This window comes from Mycobacterium sherrisii (genome assembly GCF_002102355.1).
Classification (GTDB): Bacteria; Actinomycetota; Actinomycetes; order Mycobacteriales; family Mycobacteriaceae; genus Mycobacterium; species Mycobacterium sherrisii.
This window is the reverse complement of record NZ_LQPT01000083.1, coordinates 1-1,301: the sequence shown is the minus strand read 5'-3', so window position 1 is coordinate 1,301 and position 1,301 is coordinate 1. Positions and strand designations below refer to the sequence as shown.

Genomic DNA, 1,301 nt, shown 5'->3' with positions numbered 1-1,301 from the left:
CTACTGGCGGCGCCGGCTGGCGGCCTCGGATCACCCGAACCGGATCGTCGATGCCGTCAAGGCCGTCGTCACAGCCACCGGCGCGCTGGCCGGCAAGACCCGGCGGGCCTTGGATTCCACCGTCCTCGACGATGCGGTGGCTACCCAGGACACGGTTACCCAGCTCATCGCCGCGATTCGACGGGTCGGCCGTGAAATCTCCGCCGCCGCCGAGGTGATCCAGACACATTGCACCGCCCACGACTACGACGATCCCGGCAAGCCGTCGATTGCCTGAACGATAAGGCCGCTCGTGACCAGTTGGTTGATGCTCTGGTCACCGATGCGCACCGGGTGCTGGGGTATCTGCCCGAGCAGGAGCTGGGGCCGCGTGCGGCCGAGGCGGTGGCGTTATTGGTGTTGGTCGCCGGCCAGGATGTCGAGCCCGTGGAGGGTTCGGATGGCACCGACGGGCACTGGTGGATCGCCCAGAACGTGACCGCCGACCGGGTGATCTCTACGGTGGATCCTGAAACCCGCCACGCCCATAAGACGGTGCATCGCCGCCAGGACGGCTTCAAAGCTCACATCGCTGTTGAGTCCGATACCGGGATCATCACCGACTGCGCGTTGACCAAAGCCAGCGGCGCCGATAACCACGAAGCCGTCGTTGGGCTGGCCCTGCTCAACGACGAGAGCACCCCACTTCAGGTGCTGGGTGATTCGGCCTACGGCACCGGGGCGGCGCGGGCTGCGCTCGCTGCTGGCGGGCATACCGCGCTCATCAAACCGATCCCGCTACCCGCCCCGGTGCCCGGCGGTTTCACCAGCGACGACTTCATCATCAACTTCGATGCCCGCACCGTGACATGCCCAGCACAGCACACCGTAGGGATCGCATCCAGCGGGGGTGTGAAGTTCGAAAGTACTGTCGCACTTGTCCTTTAACTGCACAATGCACGACCGCCAAACGGGGACGTTGCCTCACTCTTACCGAACATGAACCATTGCTGCGTGCCGCTCGCGGCACCGCCCGTGATCCCGACTGGCAAGCCGAATACCGCCAGCACCGGCCCATGGTGGAACGCTCGATCGCCTGGTTGACTCGGGGCAACCGCAAGGTCCGCTACCGCGGCATCATCAAAAACGACCACTGGCTGCACCACCGCGCTGCTGCACTCAACCTGCGCCGCCTGATCACTTTGGGCCTTACCCACACCGCCACCACCTGGGCCCTGGCGTAACAGCCGCCCTTGGTCATTGCCAAGCACGTTACCGCGATGCCACGCTGAACAACGGCGGGGTGACCTCTTCTGTCGACC

Annotated in this window: 2 protein-coding genes and 1 pseudogene; all 3 read left to right on the top strand. The window is 65.1% G+C overall.

The genetic code is table 11. The features are described from left to right. Positions 1-277 (top strand): annotated as a pseudogene (locus AWC25_RS27940) (IS5/IS1182 family transposase); the annotation flags it as partial. Positions 278-300: 23 nt separating this feature from the next. Then, on the top strand, positions 301-927 hold the full coding sequence (locus AWC25_RS27935; RefSeq protein ID WP_476738834.1) for a transposase: 627 nt from the start codon (positions 301-303) through the stop codon (positions 925-927). Next, on the top strand, positions 849-1,223 hold the full coding sequence (locus AWC25_RS27930; protein WP_483406795.1) for a transposase: 375 nt from the start codon (positions 849-851) through the stop codon (positions 1,221-1,223). The genes AWC25_RS27935 and AWC25_RS27930 overlap by 79 nt, the downstream gene beginning before the upstream one ends. Positions 1,224-1,301: the final 78 nt, after the last annotated feature.

Coding starts and splice junctions, on each gene's coding strand:
- AWC25_RS27930 (WP_483406795.1), top strand. CDS start 849: ATGCCCAGCACAGCACACCGTAGGGATCGCATCCAGCGGGGGTGTGAA.